This is a genomic window from Streptacidiphilus sp. BW17, from assembly GCF_041262485.1.
Classification (GTDB): Bacteria; Actinomycetota; Actinomycetes; order Streptomycetales; family Streptomycetaceae; genus Streptacidiphilus.
This window is the reverse complement of sequence record NZ_JBGCCR010000005.1, coordinates 35,535-52,536: the sequence shown is the minus strand read 5'-3', so window position 1 is coordinate 52,536 and position 17,002 is coordinate 35,535. Positions and strand designations below refer to the sequence as shown.

The following is a 17,002-nucleotide window of genomic DNA, read 5'->3' as shown; positions in this document are numbered from 1 at the left end:
TCACCGGCCCCACGACGACGGTGACGGCGACGACGAGACGAGAGCCCCACCCATGGCGACGATCAACCTGACCCGGGCGGTGGCCCGCGACCTGCGGGCGACCGAGCACTCCCGGCGCGGCTCCCTGGGCCGCAAGCTGCGACGCAACGCCAGTGCGTACCTCTTCCTGGCCGGCGCGATCCTGTGCTTCGCGGTCTTCTCCTGGTGGCCCATGATCCGCGAGGTGATCATGAGCTTCCAGTACACCAACTTCGCGGGCGACACCAAGTGGGTGGGGCTGCACAACTACCATCGGGTGCTGGCCGACCCGGACTTCTGGAGCGCCTGGCGCACCACCGGGCTGTTCACCCTCTTCGCCCTCGTCGTCGGCTACGCCGTGCCGTTCGCCCTGGCCGTCGTGCTCAACGAACTGCGGCACGCCCGCTCGTACTTCCGGCTGCTGGTCTACCTCCCGGTGATGATGCCGCCGGTGGCCGCCGCGTTCCTGTGGAAGTGGTTCTTCACCCCCGACGACTCGGGCCTGTTCAACGCCGTGCTGCACGCGGTCGGCCTGCCGAGCGTCCAGTGGCTCCAGTCCTCGCACGCGCTGGCCGTGCTCTGCCTGGTGCTCTTCTCCACTTGGATCAACATGGGCGGCACCGTCCTGGTCTACCTCGCCGCGCTGCAGGGGATCCCCGGCGAGCTCTACGAGGCCGCCGAACTGGACGGCGCCGGACTGCTGCGCCGTGTCTGGCACGTGACGGTGCCGCAGACCCGGCTGATCCTCTCGATGATGCTGCTGCTCCAGATCGTCGGGACGATGCAGGTCTTCCTGGAGCCCTACGTGATCACCGGGTCTGCCAACGACACCACTTCGGTGGTCTACCTGATCTACCAGTACGCCTTCAACTACAACAACTACGGCAGCGCCGCCGCGCTCGGCGTGCTCCTGCTGCTCGTCCTGATCGCGTTCGCGGGCGGCTACCTGTGGCTCAGCCGCCGCGCCGAGGAGGAGTAGGCCCGATGTCCGCCTTCGACACGCCGACCCGCACCCTGGTCTCGCAGGCCCAACTCGCCCGCCCGCTCGGCCGCGCCGTCTACTGGACCGTCTTCTGGGCCCTGGTCGCGCTCTTCGCGCTGGCCTTCCTCTTCCCGATGTACTGGATGGTCAGCGGCGGCCTGAAGTCCCCGCAGCAGATCATCCAGACCCCGCCGTCGCTGCTGCCCGCATCGCCGGCCGTCAGCAACTACGCCACCGCCTGGCGGGACCTGGACCTGGGCCGGCTGATCCTCAACACCACCGTCTACGCCTTCGGTGCGCTCGCCTTCCAACTGGTCTTCGACGTGGCCGCCGCCTACGCGCTGTCCAAGCTGCGGCCGGTCTTCGGCAACGTGGTCCTGTTCGCGATGCTCGCGACCCTGATGATCCCGACCACGGTCATCGTGCTGCCCGCCTACCTGACCGCCAACGACATCCCCTTCCTCCACTGGAGCCTGCTCAACACGCCCTGGGCGATCTGGCTGCCGTCGGTGGCCAATGCCTTCAACATCTTCCTGCTCAAGCGGTTCTTCGACTCGATCCCGACCGAGTTGCTGGCCGCCGCCGCGATCGACGGCGCCGGACCGCTGCGGACCCTGTGGTCCGTGGTGCTGCCGATGTCCAGGCCGATCCTAGGAGTCGTCTCCATCTTCGCGGTGGTCGCGGTCTGGAAGGACTTCCTCTGGCCGCTCCTGGTGCTCACCGACACCTCGGCGCAGACCGTCAACGTCGGCATCAACCAACTCCACGTCGGCATACCCGAGAACGTCTTCGTGGCGGCGCTCGCCATCGCCAGCGTGCCGACGATCGTGTTCTTCCTCTTCTTCCAGCGCAACATCATGGCCGGACTCACCGCCGGTTCGATGAAGGGCTGACCGCCCCGCGCGCCTCTGCCCCGTGCACTCAAGCGCCCACCCCCGGAGCCGAATCCATGACCTCCCGCAGCGCCGCGCGTCCGCGGCGCAGAACCGACCTGCCCGCGCTCGCCGCGATCCTGCTTGCCTTCCCGCTGGCGGTCCTCCCCGCGACCGGAGCGAACGCCGCGACGGCTGCTGCCTCCGACGCCGCCGTGCACACCTCGACCACCGCCATGTCCGGTCGGCAGGCGGGGGCCGACGTGCCGTTCACCGAGCAGAACGCGGCGACCAGCCCGTACGCCCGCACCAACGGCACGGTCCTCGGCTCCGACTACCGCTACGGCACCCTCGCTTCCGAGGCCACCGGCCGCACCGCCGTCCAACTCGTCGGCCAGGGCCGCTACGTCAGCTTCACGCTGACCCGTCCCGCCAACGCCGTGGACTTCCACTACGCCCTGCCCGACTCGCTGCACGGCGGCGGCATCGACGCGCCCCTGGAGCTGTACGTCGACGGCAAGGCCACGACCGCGCTGCCGCTCACCTCCCAGTTCAGCTGGCTCTACGGCACCTACCCCTTCAGCAACAACCCCAGCGTCGGCCGGCCCGACGGCCAGGTCCCGCACGACTTCTACAACGACGTCCGCTACCGCTTCGACCGCACCCTCCCCGCGGGCACAGTGGTCAGGCTCCAGGTGGACCCCGGCGACAACGCCCCCTGGTACGTCGTCAACACCGCCGACTTCGAGGAGGTCGCGCCGCCGACCGCCCGACCCGCCGGGTACCTGGACGCCACCGCCGCGCCGTACGGCGTCGACAACACCGGCGCCACCGACACCACCACCGCGCTGCAGAACGCCATCGACGCCGCCTCGGCCTCCGGCCAGGGCCTCTACCTGCCGCCGGGCACCTACACGCTCAGTCGGCCGCTGAACGTGGACAACGTCGCCATCGCCGGGGCGGGGGAGTGGGACACCGTCCTGACCGGCCACAACGTCTCCTTCGCCGGGAAGCAGAACCCGCCCAGCACGCACGTCGACATCTCCGGCCTGGCGATCTTCGGCAACGTCGACGTCCGCGACGACAGCAACAGCGCCGACACCGGCTTCAACGGCGGCTTCAGCGACTCGCGGATCTCCCACGTCTGGATCCAGAACGAGAAGGTGGGCGCCTGGATCATCGGCCCCAGCACCGGCCTGACCCTCGATCATCTGCGGATCCAGGACACCACCGCCGACGGGATCAACCTCAACGCCGCCGACGGCCCGGTCACCCACGCCCTGGTCACTCAGAACTTCCTGCGCAACACCCAGGACGACGGTCTCGCCCTGTGGGCCGAGAACTACGGCGACACCGACGACGCACTGGTCCACAACACCGTCGACTCGCCCGGCCTGGCCAACAACGTCGGCGTCTACGGCTCCGGCGCGCACGACGTCATCAGCGGCAACCTGCTCCAGGACACCGTCACCCGAGGCGGCGGCATCGGCATCGGGCAGCGCTTCGGCTCCGTCCCGATGAGCGGACCGCTGCTGGTCACCGGCAACACCCTGGTGCGCACCGGACAGTGGGACCCGGGCTGGGACTACGGCGTCGGCGCGATCTGGTTCGACCCGCAGCAGGGCGACATGACGGCCCCGGTCGAGATCCGGGACAACGACATCCTCGACAGCCCGTACTCCGCCCTCATGTTCCAGAACTCCAACGCCTACGTCGGATCGGCCGTCACCACCCCGCCCGGCGCCGGATACACCGTCAGCAACGTGACCGTCGACGACAACCGCGTCCGCGGCGTCGGCAGCTACGTCTTCCAGGACCAGGCACCGGGCTCGGTCACCGTCTCCGGCACGCACGCGAGCGGCGTCGGCATCGCCGGAGTGTTCAGCTGCGGCGCCGGCTTCCAGCTCAAGGACGCGGGCGGCAACGCCGGTTGGCGGGACAGTACCGTCTGTGGCCTGCCCGCCCGCTCACCGCTGTGGGCCTACCCGGGAACCACCACCTTCGAGGCGGCCACCGTCGGGCAGGCCACACCCGCGCAGAAGGTGGTCGTGATGAACACCGCGGCCACGGCGGCGGCACTCGGCCAGGTCACCGCCAGTGCGGGCTTCACCGTCAGTGCCGATGCCCAGCACCCCTGCGGAACGGCCCTCGACGCCGCCTCCCCGACGGACCCCGCAGCGTGGTGCGTGCTGGACGTCGTCTTCACCGCGCAGAGCCAGGGCATCACCCGGGGCACACTCACCGTCCCCGGCGGAGCGGGCGGCGGCGCGCCGACCAGCGTCCAACTCGTCGGCAGCACCGACCCGATCGGCGGCGACGGCGGCGTCGCGCCGCCCAGCAACCTGGCGCTGAACGCCACGCTCAGCGCCAGCAGCGCCCTGCCCGGCTTCCCGGCCTCCAACGCCAACGACGGCAATGACGGCTCCTACTGGGAGAGCCAGGACGGCACCGGCTTCCCGCAGACCCTCACCGCCGACCTCGGCACCACCCAGCAGGAACGCACCATCACGCTGACCCTGCCCGCCGGTTGGGGAACGCGCACCGAGACGATCGAAGTCCTCGGTTCGAACGACGGCAGCACCTGGTCCACGCTCCTGCCCTCCACCGGGTACGTCTTCGACCCGAACGCGGGCAACACCGTCACCATCACGCTCCCGGCGGGGACGGACGAGCGCTTCCTCCAGCTCTCGATCACCGGCAACACCGGCTGGCCCGCGGCCCAGCTGTCCGAGTTCGAGATCTTCGACTGATCGCCCCCTGAGCCGGTGCCCGGGACGCGGACCCTGACCCCGCGTCCCGGGCGCCCCGCCCGGAGAACGACCGACACACGCACGCCACCGACGCAAGGAGCACCTCTTCATGACGGTCCGTACACGCATTGCTGGCGATCGCGACGACCGGTGGTGGCGCACCGCCGTGATCTACCAGGTCTATGTCCGCTCCTTCGCCGATGCCGACGGCGACGGCATCGGAGACCTGGCCGGCGTCCGCGCCAAGCTGCCCTACCTCGCCGGGCTCGGCGTCGACGCGCTGTGGTTCAACCCCTGGTACGCCTCGCCGATGGCCGACGCGGGCTACGACGTCGCCGACTACCGCCGGATCGATCCGGCCTTCGGCACGCTGGCGGAGGCCGAGGCGCTGATCACCGAGGCGCACGAGCTGGGCCTGAAGATCATCGTCGACGTCGTCCCCAACCACGTCTCCGACCAGCACGCCTGGTTCAAGGAGGCGCTGGAGGCGGGACCGGGGTCGGCGGCACGGGAACTGTTCTGGTTCCGGCCGGGTCGCGGCGAGGACGGCGAACTGCCGCCCAACGACTGGAGGTCGGAGTTCGGCGGCCCGGCCTGGACGCGGGTGCCCGACGGGGAGTGGTACCTGCACCTCTTCGCCGCCGAGCAGCCCGACCTCCACTGGAACAACGCCAAGGTGCGTGAGGAACTGGAGTCCGTGCTGCGGTTCTGGTTCGACCGGGGTGTCGACGGCGTCCGGATCGACTCCGCCACCATGCCCGCCAAGGACCCGGCCCTGCCCTCCTTCGGCCCGACCCACGCCCAGTCCGCACCGCCGACCCCCCACCCTTTCGTCGACCGGGACGAGGTGCACGGCATCTACCGCGCCTGGCGGACCGTCGCCGACTCCTACGACGAACCCAGAGCGCTGATCGGGGAGGTGTGGCTCGCGGACCCGCACCGCTTCGCCGCCTACCTGCGCCCCGACGAGATGCACGCGGCGTTCAACTTCGACTACCTCAACTGCCCCTGGGACGCCCAGCGGCTGCGCTCCGTCGTCGACGCGACCCTCGCCGCCCACGCGCCCGTCGGGGCGCCGGCGACCTGGGTCCTCTCCAACCACGACGTCACCCGGCACGTCACCCGCTACGGCCGCGCCGACACCGCGATGGGCCGCAGCCCCGCCCAGCACGGCGCCCCCACCGACCTCGCCCTCGGTACCCGGCGGGCCCGCGCGGCCCTGCTGCTCAACCTGGCCCTGCCCGGCTCCTGCTACCTGTACCAGGGCGAGGAGCTGGGACTCTGGGAGGTCGACGAGATCCCGGACGAGGCCCGTCAGGACCCGTTCTTCTTCCGCAGCGGCGGCGCGGACATCGGCCGTGACGGCTGCCGGGTGCCGCTGCCCTGGTCCGGTGGCCGACCCCCGTTCGGGTTCAGCCCCGACGGTGCGCAGGCGGCCCCATGGCTGCCCCAGCCCGACGCGTGGTCGGCGCTGACCGTCGAGGCGCTGGACGCGGATCCCGCGTCCGTGCTCGGGCTCTACCGGCGCGCGCTCGCCGCGCGCCGGGCCGAACCGGCTTTGCAGGGTGAGGAGTTCGCCTGGCTGGGCGAGCCGGAGGTGACGGGGGTGCTCAACTTCCGCCGGGGCGAGGGGTTCCGGTGCCTGGTGAACCTGTCCGCGCAGGACATCCCCCTGCCGGAAGGGGAGTCTGCGCTCCTGGCCAGTGGCCCACTGGAGGGCGAGGGCGAGGGCGAGGGCCGGGGGGTGGCGCTGCCGCCCGACACGGCGGTGTGGCTGCGCGGCTGACGCGGCCTCCCGGCCGGACCCGGGTCGTTCAGACCCGGGCCAGCCGGGCCTCCGCCGGGGCCGGCGGCGCGGTGGACCCGCGAACCACCAGCTCGGGTTCGTGCAGCAGCTCCTTCGGCGTCGGTGCGCCGCCGCCGATCTGGTTGACCAACAGGGTCACTGCGGCGCGGGCCATCGCGTCGATCGGCTGCCGGAGCGTGGTCAGCGGCGGATCGGTGTAGTTCATGAACGGGGAGTCGTCGTAACCGATCACGGAGACGTCCTGCGGCACCTCCAGCCCGCGGCGGCGCGCGGCGCGCACCGCGCCCAGGGCCAGGATGTCGCTGCCGCAGATCACCGCTGTCGCGCCGTCGGCCAGCAGGTCCGCGGCAGCGGCCTGGCCGCCCTCGAAGGAGAAGAGCGCGTGGCCGATCCGCCCCCGGTGATCGGTGCCGGTCCGGTGGCACAGGCGGGCGAACGACTCGGCCTTGCGGCGCGAGGGCATGTGGTCGGCCGGTCCGACCAGCAGGCTGATCCGGCGATGACCCAGTGCCCACAGATGGTTGAAGGCCTGCTCCACCGCGGCCGAGTCGTCGGTGGACACCTGCGGGAACCCCAGCCTGCTCCCGCTCACCGGATCCCTGATCAGGGCGGGCGGCAGGGCCGCGTAGTCGACGGCCGCGTTCAGCAGCACCACCGGCACACCGCGCCCCAGCAGTTGCTGGTACTCCTCGGCGCTCAACCCACCGCTGAACACCACACCGGAGACCTGCTGGTCGAGCAGCATCGTCACGTACTCGGCCTCGGTCAAACCGCCCGCCGTCCGGGTGCAGAGCACGGGGGTGAATCCCAGCTGCACCAGCGCCCCGCCGACCACCTCGGCCAGTGCCGGGAAGATCGGATTCTGCAGCTCGGGCACCACCAGCCCGACCAACCGGGCCCGCACGCCGCGCAGCTGTGTGGGACGCTCGTAGCCGAGCACATCCAGGGCGGTGAGCACGGATCGGCGGGTGGCGTCGGACACGCCGGGCTTGCCGTTGAGCACCCGGCTCACCGTCGCCTCACTGACGCCGACCTTCCTGGCCACTTCCGCGAGTCTGCGAGTCATGAGCAGATCGTCGCCGATCATCGGTGTCTTGCACAGATTTCGGCGATGGTTACTCCAAAAAACCTGGTTCTTGCGTGCAGTATGCGCTGGACATGCAAGATCCGAACAAGGCCGGTCATCTGGGCGAGGGTTCAGAAGGTGGCGACCCCACTCGCCCAGGTCACTGGCCGGTCCGGCCGACCCGTTCCAGCCGCTCGCCCAGGAGGCCGCGTCAGTCACGCTGACATGCGAGGCGATCGCCGGGGGGCACCTATCGGCGACGATTTGCCGCGGTGAGCGCCGTGGTCCCGAAGTCCCACTCGGCGGCGACAGCGTTCTCGCGCGGGCTGCTCTTGTCATACCTGATCGGTAGGGTCACGATCATGACGTTGGATCACGGCCTGAACGGCCATATCACCGCGGGGACAGTACTCACGCGCGGTGGCGAGGCGGAGACCTGCGCCGACCCCAGTGCTGTGATGACGCTCTTCGCTGATTCGGCCCAGACCGCGGGCGCGTTCACAAGCTACCGCTCGACCTTCGTCGAGGGTGCCATCGGCGCGCCTGCCCACTTCCACACGCGCGCCTGGGAATTGTTCTTCGTACTGAGCGGCTCGCTCCAGGTGCTGCTCGACGCTGAAGTGACCATCCTGCACCAGGGTGACTTCCTCGCTGTGCCGCCGGGCACCCCGCACGCCTTCCGCGCCGCCCCGGGCTCGGGCGCCGACGTGCTGTGCGTCTTCACGCCAGGCATGGACCGCTTCGACTACTTGCGTCTGCTGGGACAGGTCACCCGCGGTGAGGAGCCCCCGAGCCGGCTCGCCGAGACTTCGGAGCGCTTCGACAATCACTACGTCGACAGCCCAGTCTGGCGCGCAACGCTGGAGGCCTCGGCGTGATCACCCCAGAGACCCGTATCCGGGTCGCCCGCCCCTCCCGGAACCTTGCGGCGGCCGAGCGCTTCTACGTCGAGGGCCTCGGTCTCGACGTTCTGTGGCGCACAACCGAGCGTGTCTCCGGCGAGCATGATCTGGTGATGCTCGGATTCCCGGGCGGCTCCTGGCACTTCGAGCTCACTCACGACCCCGAGCGGCCGCTGGAGCCCACGCCCACAGCGGACGACCTCTTCGTCCTCTATCTCGGTGCCTCGGTCGACGATGCCCTCGTCGACCGCCTGGTCGCCGCAGGCGGAACCCGCACCGCGGCGCACAACCCCTACTGGGACCAGTACGGCGTCACCGTCGTCGATCCGGACGGCTACCGCCTGGTCCTCTGCTCGCGCTCGTGGAACACCTGAAGTTCGCTGCCGTTGACAGGCCGAAACCAGGACGGCCGCTCACTCTCGATGTCGAGGGTGAGGGGCCGTCAGCTGCTCATGGGCCTGATGCCAAGTCAGGTTTCCCGGATGCCGGTGCCAACGGGTGCACAAGCGGACGAGAAACGGATCTAGGAGTTCGAAGTACAGCTCGAACCGCTCACTCGCGCGCCGTCGTCAGAGCTCGAAGGTCACCGTGACCGGCGCGTGGTCCGACCAGCGCTCCGGGTGCGTGGCTGCCCGCTCCACCACGGCTGACACGGCCTTCGCCGCGATCCCCGGGGTTGTGACAACATAATCGATCCGCCACCCGGCGTCGCCGTCGAAGGCGCGACCGCGGTAGGACCACCACGAGTACGGTCCGGCCACGTCCGGGTGGAGCTTGCGGACCGTGTCGACGTAGCCGACCTCGTCGAAGACGCGCGACAGCCAGGCGCGCTCCTCGGGCAGGAAGCCCGCCTTCTGCTGGTTGGCCTTCCAGTTCTTCAGGTCGGCCTCCTGGTGTGCGATGTTCCAGTCGCCGCAGACGACGACCTCGCGGCCCTGCGACGCGGCCCGCTCGCGCAGCGCCTTCAGGTGGTCGAGGAACTCGCCCATGAACCGCTCCTTCTCGTCCTGCCGCTCGGTGCCGACCTCGCCGGAGGGCAGGTAGAGGCTGGCCACGGTCAGGCCGGGCAGGTCGATCTCGGCGTAGCGGCCGGAGCCGTCGAACTCGTCGGAGCCGAAGCCGATCCGGCGCGCCTGCGGTTCGTGCCGGGAGAGCAGTGCCACGCCCGCGCGGCCCTTGGCCGTGGTGGAGGGCGCCCACAGCACGTGCCAGCCGGCCGGTTCGACGACGTGCGCGGCCAGCTGCTTCGGCTCGGCGCGCACCTCCTGCAGGCAGACGACGTCGGCCTCGGTGGCCTCGAGCCACTCGACGTAGCCCTTGCCGGACGCGGCCCGCAGGCCGTTCACATTGACGGTGGTGACGGTGGTCGTGGTCCTGGTCGTGGAGCGCATGGGTCCCTGCTGGTCGTGGGCTGGTCGTGGGCCGGGCGTTTGTGTCGTCCGGCGTCGGTCGGGCCGCCGACCATTCTGCACCCCGCCGCACGCCGGTCGGTTGGGTGCGTCCGGCCGGTCGGTTCAGCGCGCGCTGACGAAGAGGCTCTGCGCGGAACGTCCGATCACCGACTTCTCGTCCAGCAGCAGAGTGTCGGCCAGGCCGATGCCGCCCTGGTCCAGCGACGTGCGGGCGTCCAGGCCGACCCACTCGCCGACCGGCGGACGCCGCAGGTGCACGCTCAGGTCCGCGTTGACGTAGCTGTGGCGGCGGATGTCCAGCTCGCCGGAGATGCCGTTGCCGGAGTCAGCGGCGATCAGCACCCGGCACAGGCCCGACGGCTCCTCGTCCGGCACCAGCGGCACCCGCATCCGGAACCAGGCCGCCGCCGGACCGGGCCTGGCCAGCCCGCCGTGGGCGAACCGCAGCTCCATCGAGGTGTGGTAGCCCTCGTCCCACGGCACCGGGAAGACCTCCGGCTCGGAGTCCTCCGGGCCCGCGACCGGGAGCGGCTGTTCGACCTCGGGCAGCGTCCGGGCCGCGTCGACGCGCATCCGCATGGCGACGGCGCGCATCGCCGTCTTGCCCTCGGCGGTGCGCAGTTCGGCCTCGATCCGCTCGACGTTGCGGCCCGACTCCGCCTCGCGCAGGGCCACCGTCACCTCGCCGACCGGCACGGGACGGAGGATCTCGAAGGTCATCCGGACCACGCGGAAGCCCTCGCGGGCGCCGGGACGGTCCTCGACGGCACGGCCGAGCAGTGCGGCGGGCGGCCCCGCGTGCTGGGCGTCCGGGCTCCACGGGCCTCGGGTGAGCGCGGTGGCGGCGAACCGGTCGTCGGCCAGGGGCAGGAAGAAGGCGGGAGCAGTCACTACTACAAGGTAACCAAGGCCTCGGTTCGGGGGCTCCCTTTTGCCCGCGCCCACGGTCCGCCATGCTGTCCCAGGAAAGCTGTCCGGGGAGTCAGGCAAACACGGCAGCAGTAGCGCAACAGCACAGGCAAAGGGGAGGGCGACGCGATGCTCACGCGGACCCGACTGTTCGGCGGCAGGACCAGGGTGACGTTCCGTCTGGACGGCGCGGCACCCGACGGGATCGTCAGTGTGGTCGGCGACTTCAACGGCTGGCAGCCCGGGGTGGCCGAGCTGGTGCCGCGCCGGGACGGGACGCGCACCGTCAGCGTCTCCTTCCCGCCCGGCGAGCACCGGTTCCGCTACCTGGCGACCGGCGGCGTCTGGTTCGACGACGAGAACGCCGACCGGATCGACCCGCAGGGCAGCCTGATCCGGCTGGACTGACACAGCGGGCTGGACTGACGCGGCGGGCTGGACTGACGCGACATCGGCCAGGCGGGCCGGGAGCTCCGGCCCGCCTGCCGCACCGACCTCAGTCGCTGATCGCGCCGCCGGTGGCAGGCGTGCGGCCGTGCCGCATCAGCAGCGCGACGACCAGGCCGGCCGCGCCGCACACCGCGGCCAGCAGCAGGCCGTCGTGGTAGCCGCCCCAGCCGTTGAGCCCCGGAATGGTGTTGAAGCCGTTCCCGGTCAACTTCTCCGGGATTCCCGGGATCTGCACCTCCACCTTGAGCGGGTTGGCGTTGAGGAACGCGGTCAGCGCGCCCGTCCCGACGGCCGTGGCGATGCTGTTGACGACGCCCAGCATGCCCGCGCTGATGCCCTGCTGGCGCGCCGGAACCGCCTCGATCAGCAGGTTCGGACAAGCGGCGTAGAAGGCGCCGAAGCCGATGCCGAAGACCGCCGCGAAGAGCCCGTACTGCCACTTCGAGTGCGGCAGGTACGCGTACAGCACCGTGGAGACGGTGAAGGCGGCCATGGCGATGACCAGCGGCAGTCGCGGCCCGGTCTTGCGGGCGATCTCGCCGAGGCCCGCGCCGGAGAGCATCCCGAACCCGCCGGAGTAGATCGCCGAGTACACCCCGTACATCAGCAGCGTCGCGCCCAGCCCGTACGCCAGCGTGGAGTTGAAGACGGTGTGGAAGAGCGGCGCCATGGCCGGCGGCAGCTTCTGACCACTGGTCCCGGCCAGCGCCTGCTGCAGGATCTGGCCGTGCAGCTGCTGCGCGGTCGGGGTCTGGGTCATGTACGGGATGCTGTAGCCCTGGATCCCGATGACCATGCTGCCGAGCGTCGCCGCGCCCAGCACCATCAGCACCTTGGGGGAGAGGAGCAGCTTCATGTCGATGATGGGGTCCTTGACCACCCGCTCGACCGCCAGGAACACGCCCAGCAGGACCAGCCCGCCCACCAGGTAGGCGAGCGCGCTCCACCGGCCCCAGCCCCAGACCGCGCCGTTGGAGAGGTAGACCAGCACCAGTCCGACGCCGACGCCCAGCAGCAGCGCGCCCGCCACGTCCAGACGCTGGCTGCTGCGCAGCGTGCTCTCCGGCACCACCCAGACCATCAGCGGGATCATCACGCCCACGAAGATCAGCAGGAACCAGAAGAGCGCCCGCCACCCGAAGGCGTCGAGCAGCCAGCCGCCCAGCAGCGGCGCGACCAGCGCCGACATGCCGAGCCCGGTGGCCACCACGCCGATGGCCGCCGGTATGTAGCGTCTGGGGAGGATGTCGCGGAAGAGCCCGTAGGCGACGGTCGGCGCGGAGATGGCGACCGCCTCCAGCGCCCGGCCGACCAGGAAGAGCCACCAGGTGGCCGTCAGCGCGCAGATGAGGGTGCCGACGGCGAAGGAGACGCCGGAGACCAGCATCATCCGCCGTTTGCCCCACAGGTCCGACATCTTCCCGAAGAGCGGCGTGGTGGCCCCGCCGACCAGTCCGAAGATGATGACCATCCAGCTGATGTTGGCCCCGACGCCCGGGAAGGAGGGCGCGATCTGCCGGGCCGCCGAGGCGACCATCGTGTACTGCAGCGCGGCGATCTCGGCGAAGAGCACGACCACCGCGATGACCGCGAAGATGCGCCAACGCGGGGCGCCCTCAAGGCGGTTGGTGGCGTCGTCGCCGCCGGTCGCGGCCGGGTCCGGTTCGGGTGCGGATGCTGGTTCGACGTGGTCCGGTGCGGAGGTCACGGCGGCTCCTCGGTGCCTGGGGTGCGGAGACCCCGGACGGGTCGTCCGCAGGGTGGGAGACGGGGGTGGGGTGATGTATCTAACAGGTCGTCAGAAAGAAGGGAAGGCATGCGTCGCCGCAGCGTGGCGCGGGATTCCGGTGGATCCGGGTGTTCGTGTGCGGCGGTCTTCTGGTTGAATGGGGCCATGGACCTGGACATCGACGGCGGCGCGCAGCGCGCAGGGGCGGCTCTGCCCGTCCTTGAGCCGTTCTGGCCGTCGCGCCAGCAGTTCCACTTCGACCAGACCTGTTGCCGCTGTACCGGCGCGCAGGCCTGATCCTTCCGGGCTGACCAGGCCTTTCTCCCGGCGCGCAGAAGCAGCACCACGCCCGCGTCCGTCGTCACCCGTCCTCAGTCACGGGTGGCCCACCACGCGCGAATCGAGTCTGCGATGACTGTCTCTGTCCTGACCCCTGTCTCCTCCGCCGGTGCGGCTGCTGCTGCCGCTTCCGCCGCTGCTACGGCTTCCTCCATTGCCGGGCCGCGGCTGCGCTCCGTCCGCCCCGACGAGTCGGCGGCCTCACCGGCAGCGGCGGCCAAGCCGGGTGTCTACCGGCTGCCCGAGCACGTCCTGGCGGGGCTGCGGCTCGGCGAGCAGGAGACCCCGCTGGTCGGCTACCTGCTGCTGGTCCCGGCGGGCACCACCCCGGAACCCGTGCCGGCGCCGGCGCCCGTGTCCGGGCCCACTACCGTGCCGGTGACCGTCACCGTGCCGGTGCCTGCCACCGTGCGTGCGCCCGCCACCGTGCCCACGCGGGAGCCGTCCCTCTCGTCCCGTTCCTCCCACGGCCTGCTGGTCGACCGGGAGTTGCGCACCGCCCACCTCGACGGGGAGCAACTGGAGCTCACCTACCTGGAGTTCGAGCTGCTCTCGCACCTCACCGCCCACCCCCACCGCGTCCACAGCCGCGACCGGCTGGTCGAGGCGGTCTGGGGCTACTACGGACACGTCGGCGACGGTCGCACCGTCGACGTCCACGTGGCGCGGCTGCGGCGAAAGCTCGGACCCGACTACCGCGCACAGATCGTGACGGTCCGTCGGGTCGGCTACAAGTACGTCCCCACGTCCCGCTGAACGCGGGCCGGAGGGGGCGCGCCGGGCGGCTCAGCTCTCGCTGATCCGTCCGGCCTCGACCGAGATCCGGCGGGTGGTGGCGACCGCGTCCAGCATCCGGCGGTCGTGGGTGACCAGCAGCAGCGTGCCGTTGTAGGAGGCCAGCGCCGACTCCAGCTGCTCGATGGCGACCAGGTCCAGATGGTTCGTCGGCTCGTCCAGCACCAGCAGGTTCACCCCGCGGCCCTGGAGCAGCGCCAGGGCCGCCCGGGTCCGCTCCCCGGGCGAGAGCGTCGCGGCCGGACGCATCACGTGCGCGGCCTTGAGCCCGAACTTCGCCAGCAGCGTCCGCACGTCGGCGGGCGACAGCTCCGGCACGGCCGCGCCGAAGGCCTCCAGCAGCGGCACGTCGCCGTGGAACAGCTTGCGCGCCTGGTCCACCTCGCCGACGACCACGCCCGGCCCGAGCGAGGCCTGGCCCGCGTCCAGCGGCAGCCGTCCGAGCAGCGCGGCCAACAGCGTCGACTTGCCGGAGCCGTTGGCGCCGGTGATCGTGACCCGGTCCGCCCAGTCGATCTGCAGGTCCACCGGCCCGAACCGGAAGTCCCCGCGCTTGACCTCGGCCCCGCGCAGCGTCGCCACCACCGAGCCGGAACGCGGCGCTGCCGCGATCTCCATGCGCAGCTCCCACTCCTTGCGCGGCTCCTCGACCACGTCCAGCCGCTCGATCAGCCGCTGCGTCTGCCGCGCCTTGGCGGCCTGCTTCTCGGTGGACTCGGTACGGAACGCCTTGCCGACCTTGTCGTTGTCCGAGTTCTTGCGGCGCGCGTTCTTGACGCCCTTCTCCATCCAGGAGCGCTGCATCCGGGCGCGTGACTCCAGGTCGGCCACCGTTCCCGCGTACTCGTCGTATTCGTCCCTCGCATGCCGCCGGGCGCGCTCGCGCTCCTCCAGGTAGGAGGCGTAGCCGCCGCCGTAGCGGCGCACCTGCTGCTGGTGCAGGTCCAGCTCCAGCACGCTGGTCACGGTGCGGGTGAGGAACTCGCGGTCGTGGCTGACCAGGACGGTCCCGGCGCGCAGGCCGGTGACGAAGGCCTCCAGCCGCTCCAGACCGTCCAGGTCCAGGTCGTTGGTCGGCTCGTCGAGCAGGAAGACGTCGTAGCGGCTGAGCAGCAGCGAGGCCAGCCCGGCGCGGGCGGCCTGGCCGCCGGAGAGCGAGGCCATCTCCTGCTGCAGACCCACCGTCAGACCGAGGCTCGCCGCGACCTCCTCGGCCCGCTCGTCCAGGTCCGCGCCGCCCAGGTCCAGCCAGCGGTCCAGCGTCAGCGCGTACGCGTCGTCCGCGCCGGGAGCGCCGTCGACCAGGCCCTGCGTCGCCGCGTCCAGCGCGGCCTGCGCGGCGGCGACGCCGGTACGGCGGGCAAGGAACTCCTGCACCGTCTCACCGGGACGCCGCTCCGGCTCCTGCGGCAGGTAGCCGACGGTGGCGGTCGGCGGGCTGAGGCTCACGGTCCCGTGTTCGGGTGCGGCCCCGAGCTCGGGAACGGCTCCGAACTCCGGAACGGACGCGGAGGCCAGGGTCCGCAGCAGCGTGGACTTCCCGGCTCCGTTGACACCGACCAGCCCGACCACGTCGCCCGGGGCGACGACCAGGTCCAGTCCGGCGAAGAGTGAGCGCTCGCCGTGACCGGCGGCGAGTTCCTTGGCGACGAGTGTGGCAGTCATCAGAACAGTGATCCTACTGGCCCAGGCACAGCTGTCAGGGAACAGTGCGCTCCGGTCGACCGTTGGCCGAAGGTGCGGGCCTTTGAAGCGGGGGCGTCGCGGGGACTCGACTGTGCACGCGAAACGGTGCACGGCGCAACGGTGCACACGGAACGGTGCACGAAGGAAAGGGCCAGGCATGGGACTCAACCGGGCAGGGAAGATCGCGGCCGGGGTCGGTGCCGCCGGTGCGGCGGCCGTGGCGTGGGCGGCACGGGAGATCCCGCTGGCGTTCGGCGGCGACCCGAAGGCCGGTGGCCGGGCCGCCCGCCTGGCGGCGTCCCCGCAGTACCGGGACGGGGTCTTCCACAATCCGCCCGGCCCCGACCGCTCCGGTGACCTGGAGCGTCCCGAGGCGCGCGGCGTCGCCGGGGAGCTGCTCTTCGGCAAGCAGCAGCGCAAGCCGTCCCGACCGATCCCACTGGTCCGCGACATCGCGCCCCAGGCCTCGGAGTCGCTGGCGGTGACCTGGTTCGGCCACTCCAGCGCCCTGCTGGAGATCGAGGGCCACCGGGTGCTGATCGACCCGGTCTGGAGCGAGCGCTGTTCGCCCTCCCAGTCGGTCGGCCCGCGCCGGCTGCACAACCCGCCGGTCGAGCTGGAGGCGCTGCCCGAGATCGACGCGGTGCTGATCTCGCACGACCACTACGACCATCTCGACCTGCACACCGTCCAGCAGCTGGCCCGGATCCAGAACATGCCGTTCGTCGTCCCGCTCGGCGTCGGCGCGCACCTGGAGCGCTGGGGAGTGCCGCGCTCGCGCGTGATCGAGCTGGACTGGGACGAGTCGGCGGAGGTGGGCGGCCTGCGCCTGGTCTGCACCTCGGCGTACCACTTCTCCGGGCGCGGCTTCTCGAACAACGGCACGTTGTGGAGCTCCTGGGCGGTGCTGGGCCGGGAGAAGAAGGTCTTCTACAGCGGTGACTCCGGCTTCTTCGACGGCTTCGCCCGCACCGGCGAGCAGTACGGGCCCTTCGATCTGACGCTGATTCAGATCGGCGCCTACAGCGAGCACTGGCCCGACATCCACATGACGCCGGAGGAGGGCCTGCGCACCCATCTCGACGTGCGGGGCGGCCTGCTGGTCCCGGTGCACTGGTGCACCTTCGTGCTCGGCTTGCACGACTGGTCGGAGCCGGTCGAGCGGCTCTGCGACGCGGCGGACGCGGCGGGCGTGCCGGTGGCGGTCCCGCGTCCGGGGGAGCGGGTCCTCGCGGACGCACCGCCGAAGCTGGACCACTGGTGGCGTGCGGTGGTGTGATGGTGG

The 17,002-nt window shown here is 71.1% G+C and carries 15 protein-coding genes; 10 read left to right on the top strand and 5 right to left on the bottom strand.

What is annotated here, in order from left to right:
- Window positions 1-52 precede the first annotated feature (52 nt).
- The 4 genes from ABH940_RS07825 (at window position 53) to ABH940_RS07810 (ending at window position 6,408) form a co-directional block, all read left to right on the top strand.
- A complete protein-coding gene (locus tag ABH940_RS07825) occupies window positions 53-997 on the top strand; it encodes a carbohydrate ABC transporter permease (RefSeq protein WP_370063956.1) in 945 nt (314 codons plus the stop codon).
- A gap of 5 nt (window positions 998-1,002) precedes the next feature.
- Complete coding sequence (locus ABH940_RS07820) at window positions 1,003-1,893, top strand: carbohydrate ABC transporter permease (RefSeq protein WP_370104909.1); 891 nt, start codon at window positions 1,003-1,005, stop codon at window positions 1,891-1,893.
- Window positions 1,894-1,949: 56 nt separating this feature from the next.
- Window positions 1,950-4,622 (top strand): discoidin domain-containing protein, encoded by a 2,673-nt coding sequence (locus tag ABH940_RS07815; protein ID WP_370104908.1) that lies wholly within the window; start codon window positions 1,950-1,952, stop codon window positions 4,620-4,622.
- Between the two features lie 109 nt (window positions 4,623-4,731).
- Window positions 4,732-6,408 (top strand): glycoside hydrolase family 13 protein, encoded by a 1,677-nt coding sequence (locus tag ABH940_RS07810; RefSeq protein WP_370104907.1) that lies wholly within the window; start codon window positions 4,732-4,734, stop codon window positions 6,406-6,408.
- Window positions 6,409-6,436: 28 nt separating this feature from the next.
- Here ABH940_RS07810 and ABH940_RS07805 read toward each other — a convergent pair whose 3' ends face one another.
- Window positions 6,437-7,495, bottom strand: a complete 1,059-nt coding sequence (locus ABH940_RS07805) for a LacI family DNA-binding transcriptional regulator (RefSeq protein ID WP_370104905.1) — start codon at window positions 7,493-7,495, stop codon at window positions 6,437-6,439.
- A 362-nt stretch (window positions 7,496-7,857) separates the two neighbouring features.
- Between ABH940_RS07805 and ABH940_RS07800 the strand changes: the two genes are divergently transcribed.
- Window positions 7,858-8,373: a cupin domain-containing protein gene (locus ABH940_RS07800; protein ID WP_370064421.1), complete on the top strand. Its 516-nt coding sequence runs from the start codon at window positions 7,858-7,860 to the stop codon at window positions 8,371-8,373.
- Window positions 8,370-8,771, top strand: a complete 402-nt coding sequence (locus ABH940_RS07795) for a VOC family protein (RefSeq protein WP_370063945.1) — start codon at window positions 8,370-8,372, stop codon at window positions 8,769-8,771. Before ABH940_RS07800 ends, ABH940_RS07795 begins: the two co-directional genes overlap by 4 nt.
- A 195-nt stretch (window positions 8,772-8,966) precedes the next feature.
- Here the strand turns inward: ABH940_RS07795 and ABH940_RS07790 are convergent, their stop codons facing one another.
- Both ABH940_RS07790 and ABH940_RS07785 read right to left on the bottom strand, forming a co-directional pair.
- Window positions 8,967-9,788 (bottom strand): exodeoxyribonuclease III, encoded by an 822-nt coding sequence (locus ABH940_RS07790; RefSeq protein WP_370063943.1) that lies wholly within the window; start codon window positions 9,786-9,788, stop codon window positions 8,967-8,969.
- Between the two features lie 123 nt (window positions 9,789-9,911).
- Window positions 9,912-10,700 carry a thioesterase family protein gene (locus ABH940_RS07785; protein WP_370063941.1) on the bottom strand — a complete coding sequence of 263 codons (789 nt, stop codon included), beginning with the start codon at window positions 10,698-10,700 and terminating at the stop codon, window positions 9,912-9,914.
- A gap of 147 nt (window positions 10,701-10,847) precedes the next feature.
- Here ABH940_RS07785 and ABH940_RS07780 point away from each other — a divergent pair, with 147 nt between their 5' ends.
- Window positions 10,848-11,126 (top strand): isoamylase early set domain-containing protein, encoded by a 279-nt coding sequence (locus tag ABH940_RS07780; RefSeq protein ID WP_370063939.1) that lies wholly within the window; start codon window positions 10,848-10,850, stop codon window positions 11,124-11,126.
- A gap of 88 nt (window positions 11,127-11,214) precedes the next feature.
- Here the strand turns inward: ABH940_RS07780 and ABH940_RS07775 are convergent, their stop codons facing one another.
- Complete coding sequence (locus ABH940_RS07775) at window positions 11,215-12,876, bottom strand: MFS transporter (RefSeq protein ID WP_370063937.1); 1,662 nt, start codon at window positions 12,874-12,876, stop codon at window positions 11,215-11,217.
- 186 nt (window positions 12,877-13,062) lie between these two features.
- On the opposite strand from ABH940_RS07775, the gene ABH940_RS07770 reads away from it, so the two are divergent.
- Window positions 13,063-13,194 (top strand): hypothetical protein, encoded by a 132-nt coding sequence (locus ABH940_RS07770; protein WP_370104904.1) that lies wholly within the window; start codon window positions 13,063-13,065, stop codon window positions 13,192-13,194.
- Window positions 13,195-13,308: 114 nt separating this feature from the next.
- Window positions 13,309-13,992 (top strand): winged helix-turn-helix domain-containing protein, encoded by a 684-nt coding sequence (locus ABH940_RS07765; RefSeq protein WP_370063933.1) that lies wholly within the window; start codon window positions 13,309-13,311, stop codon window positions 13,990-13,992.
- A gap of 30 nt (window positions 13,993-14,022) precedes the next feature.
- Here the strand turns inward: ABH940_RS07765 and ABH940_RS07760 are convergent, their stop codons facing one another.
- Entirely contained in the window at window positions 14,023-15,696 is a 1,674-nt protein-coding gene (locus ABH940_RS07760) for an ABC-F family ATP-binding cassette domain-containing protein (protein WP_370104903.1), read from the bottom strand.
- Between the two features lie 178 nt (window positions 15,697-15,874).
- Between ABH940_RS07760 and ABH940_RS07755 the strand changes: the two genes are divergently transcribed.
- On the top strand, window positions 15,875-16,996 hold the full coding sequence (locus ABH940_RS07755; protein ID WP_370063929.1) for an MBL fold metallo-hydrolase: 1,122 nt from the start codon (window positions 15,875-15,877) through the stop codon (window positions 16,994-16,996).
- Window positions 16,997-17,002 lie beyond the last annotated feature (6 nt).

What these genes read in the sequence shown, in the direction of transcription:
- ABH940_RS07770 (WP_370104904.1), top strand. Translation starts at nt 13,063, where the DNA reads ATGGACCTGGACATCGACGGCGGCGCGCAGCGCGCAGGGGCGGCTCTG.
- ABH940_RS07800 (WP_370064421.1), top strand. Translation starts at nt 7,858, where the DNA reads ATGACGTTGGATCACGGCCTGAACGGCCATATCACCGCGGGGACAGTA.
- ABH940_RS07820 (WP_370104909.1), top strand. Translation starts at nt 1,003, where the DNA reads ATGTCCGCCTTCGACACGCCGACCCGCACCCTGGTCTCGCAGGCCCAA.
- ABH940_RS07760 (WP_370104903.1), bottom strand. Translation starts at nt 15,696, where the DNA reads ATGACTGCCACACTCGTCGCCAAGGAACTCGCCGCCGGTCACGGCGAG.
- ABH940_RS07825 (WP_370063956.1), top strand. Translation starts at nt 53, where the DNA reads ATGGCGACGATCAACCTGACCCGGGCGGTGGCCCGCGACCTGCGGGCG.
- ABH940_RS07755 (WP_370063929.1), top strand. Translation starts at nt 15,875, where the DNA reads ATGGGACTCAACCGGGCAGGGAAGATCGCGGCCGGGGTCGGTGCCGCC.
- ABH940_RS07765 (WP_370063933.1), top strand. Translation starts at nt 13,309, where the DNA reads ATGACTGTCTCTGTCCTGACCCCTGTCTCCTCCGCCGGTGCGGCTGCT.
- ABH940_RS07805 (WP_370104905.1), bottom strand. Translation starts at nt 7,495, where the DNA reads ATGACTCGCAGACTCGCGGAAGTGGCCAGGAAGGTCGGCGTCAGTGAG.
- ABH940_RS07790 (WP_370063943.1), bottom strand. Translation starts at nt 9,788, where the DNA reads ATGCGCTCCACGACCAGGACCACGACCACCGTCACCACCGTCAATGTG.
- ABH940_RS07780 (WP_370063939.1), top strand. Translation starts at nt 10,848, where the DNA reads ATGCTCACGCGGACCCGACTGTTCGGCGGCAGGACCAGGGTGACGTTC.
- ABH940_RS07810 (WP_370104907.1), top strand. Translation starts at nt 4,732, where the DNA reads ATGACGGTCCGTACACGCATTGCTGGCGATCGCGACGACCGGTGGTGG.
- ABH940_RS07815 (WP_370104908.1), top strand. Translation starts at nt 1,950, where the DNA reads ATGACCTCCCGCAGCGCCGCGCGTCCGCGGCGCAGAACCGACCTGCCC.